Source organism: Pigmentiphaga sp. NML080357 (assembly GCF_002188465.1).
In the GTDB taxonomy this organism is placed as follows: domain Bacteria; phylum Pseudomonadota; class Gammaproteobacteria; order Burkholderiales; family Burkholderiaceae_B; genus Pigmentiphaga.
This window is the reverse complement of record NZ_NINW01000001.1, coordinates 1-3,129: the sequence shown is the minus strand read 5'-3', so window position 1 is coordinate 3,129 and position 3,129 is coordinate 1. Positions and strand designations below refer to the sequence as shown.

2 protein-coding genes are annotated in these 3,129 nt (G+C 62.4%); both read right to left on the bottom strand.

Annotation, left to right across the window (positions count from 1 at the left end):
- On the bottom strand, positions 1-2,447 hold a 2,447-nt coding region (locus tag CDO44_RS00010; RefSeq protein WP_087778094.1), incomplete at its 3' end, for a Tn3 family transposase.
- Between the two features lie 2 nt (positions 2,448-2,449).
- Positions 2,450-3,010, bottom strand: coding sequence for a recombinase family protein (locus CDO44_RS00005; RefSeq protein ID WP_053821786.1), 561 nt, complete (start codon positions 3,008-3,010; stop codon positions 2,450-2,452).
- Positions 3,011-3,129: the final 119 nt, after the last annotated feature.

Genomic DNA, 3,129 nt, shown 5'->3' with positions numbered 1-3,129 from the left:
ATTTCTTCCCAATGGGCGCGGACGTGCTTGATGTTGAGCGTGCCGCCGATCATCGGCTTCAGCGCGTCATAGGCGGCTTCGCCCTTCGGAATGTAGAGCTTGGTGTCGCCCAGGTCGCGGATGCGCGGCGCGAAGCGGAAGCCCAAGAGGTGCATCAGGGCGAAGACGTGATCGGTGAAGCCCGCCGTATCGGTGTAGTGTTCCTCGATACGCAGGTCGGATTCGTGGTACAGCAGGCCGTCGAGCACATAGGTCGAGTCGCGCACGCCGACGTTGACCACCTTGGTGTGAAACGGCGCGTACTGGTCGGAGATGTGGGTGTAGAAAGTCCGCCCAGGGCTGCTGCCGTACTTCGGGTTGATATGCCCGGTGCTCTCGGCCTTGCTCCCGGTTCGGAAGTTCTGGCCGTCCGATGATGATGTAGTGCCGTCACCCCAATGCCCAGCGAAGGGATGCCGTAATTGGGCGTTGACCAGTTCAGCCAGCGCCGTCGAGTAGGTTTCGTCGCGGGTATGCCAGGCTTGCAGCCACGCCAGCTTGGCGTAGGTCGTGCCGGGACAGGACTCGGCCATCTTGGTCAGGCCAAGGTTGATTGCATCGGCAAGGATGGTGGTCAACAGCAGATTCTTGTCCTTGGCCAAGTCGCCGGATTTCAGGTGCGTGAAGTGCCGGGTGAAGCCCGTCCATTCATCGACTTCAAGCAGCAGTTCGGTGATCTTGACGTGCGGCAGGATCATCGCTGTCTGGTCAATCAGTGCCTGCGCGGTGTCGGGCACTGCCGCATCCAGCGGCGTGATCTTCAGGCCCGACTCGGTGATGATGGCATCCGGCAGGTCGTTGGCTGCCGCCATGCGGTTGACCGTGGCAAGCTGTGTTTCCAGTAACGTCAGCCGCTCATTCAGGTACTGGTCGCAATCGGTAGCCACGGCCAGCGGCAATTCGCTGGCCAGCTTGAGGCTGGCGAACTTCGCGGGCGGCACTAGGTAGTCCTCGAAGTCCTTGAACTGGCGCGACCCCTGTACCCAGATGTCGCCCGAGCGCAGCGAGTTCTTGAGTTCTGACAGTGCGCACAGCTCGTAGTAGCGCCGGTCGATACTGGCGTCGGCCATCACCAACTTCTGCCAGCGCGGCTTGATGAAGCCGGTCGGCGCATCAGCGGGCACCTTGCGAGCGTTATCGCTGTTCATGCCGCGCAGCACGTCGATGGCATCGAGCACGTCCTTGGCGGCGGGCGCGGCCCGCAGCTTGAGCACGGCAAGGAATTCTGGCGCGTAGCGGCGCAACGTGGCGTAGCTCTCGCCGATGCGGTGCAGGAAATCGAAGTCCTCGGGCTGCGCGAGCTTCTGAGCTTCGGTGACGCTCTCGGCGAAGGCGTCCCAGGACATGACGGCCTCGATGGCGGCGAACGGATCGCGGCCAGCTTGCTTGGCCTCGATCAGCGCCTGACCGATGCGGCCGAACAATCGCACCTTGGCATTGATCGCCTTGCCGGACGCTTGGAACTGCTGCTGATGCTTGTTCTTGGCGGCGTTGAACAGCTTGCCCAGGATGCGGTCGTGCAGGTCAATGATCTCGTCGGTGACGGTGGCCATGCCCTCGATGGCGAGCGCCACCAGGGTCGCGTAACGACGCTGCGGCTCGAACTTGGCCAGGTCGGCGGGCGTCATCTGGCCACCCTCGCGGGCGATCTTGAGCAGGCGGTTCTGGTGTACTGACCGCTCGATGCCGGAAGGCAGGTCGAGCGCCTGCCACGCCTTGAGCCGCTCAATGTGTTCGAGCATGTGACGGGAGTTCGGTTTGACAGGCGACTGGCGCAGCCAGGCCAGCCAAGTCGTCTTGCCGTTGTCACGACGTTTCAGCAGATCGTCGAGGCGATGCCGGTGCCCGCTCGACAGCAGCTCGGACAGGGCTTCATAGATGCGCCGGTTGGCGCGGGTGATGGCCTCGGCGCAGACGCGCTCGACGACATCCAGCGTCGGCAAGATGATGTGCCGGTGGCGCAGCGCGTCAAGGACGCTGGCAGCCAACACGATGCCCTTATCCGTCTGCAAGGCCAGCTCGGTCGTTGCTTTGACGGCCTGGCGGTAATGGGCCAAACCGAACGGCACCATGCCCAGGTATGCCCGCAGTTCGAGCAGGTGTTCGCGCCGGGTTTCATCGCGCTCGGCGTACAGCGGCCAGCATGCGGGATCAGTGCGCAGTTGCCGTCCGATCCATTGCAGCAAGGACACAGGCACTGTGGCATCGGGAAGCAGTCCCTGACCAGGAAAGCGCAGCAAGCACAACTGCACCCCTACACCGAGCCGGTTCGCGTCGCCGCGCCGCTGGCGAATCAACGACAGGTCGGCCTCGCTGAAGGTGTAGAGCCGGATCAACTCATCTTCGGTATCGGGTAAGGCCAACAGGCTGGCCCGCTCAGCGACGGACAGGATGGAGCGGCGGGGCATGGTCAGTCGTCCGTTCTTAAGTATTGGTACAAGGTCTCGCGGCTGATGCCGAACTCGCGGGCGAGGTGGGCCTTTTTCTCGCCAGCGGCTGCACGCTGCCGCAACTCGGCCACCCTATCCGGCGAAAGCGCCTTTTTGCGGCCTCGGTACGCTCCGCGTTTCTTGGCGAGCGCGATGCCTTCACGCTGACGCTCACGGATCAAGGCGCGTTCGAACTCGGCGAATGCACCCATCACTGACAGCATAAGGTTTGCCATCGGCGAGTCTTCCCCGGTGAAGGTCAAGTGTTCCTTCGCGAACGCGATGCGCACGCCGCGCTGGGTGAGGCCCTGCACCAAGCGGCGCAGATCGTCCAGGTTGCGTGCAAGACGATCCATGCTGTGCACCACTACGGTGTCGCCCTCACGCACGAAGGCGAGCAGACGGTCCAGCTCGGGACGTTGGGTGTCCTTGCCTGACGCCTTGTCGGTGAACACCTTGTCCACCTGGACGTGTTCAAGCTGCCGTTCCGGGTTCTGATCGAAGCTGCTGACGCGGATGTAACCGATGCGTTGACCGTGCAAGGTGTTTTCCTGATTGGATGTGTCAGGAATAACTCTATGACCTTTGCCGGCTTATGTCAAACAATTGGCAAGGCGACTCTATTCTGACGTTTATGGCTTGGATGGGTTGACGCCAAGTT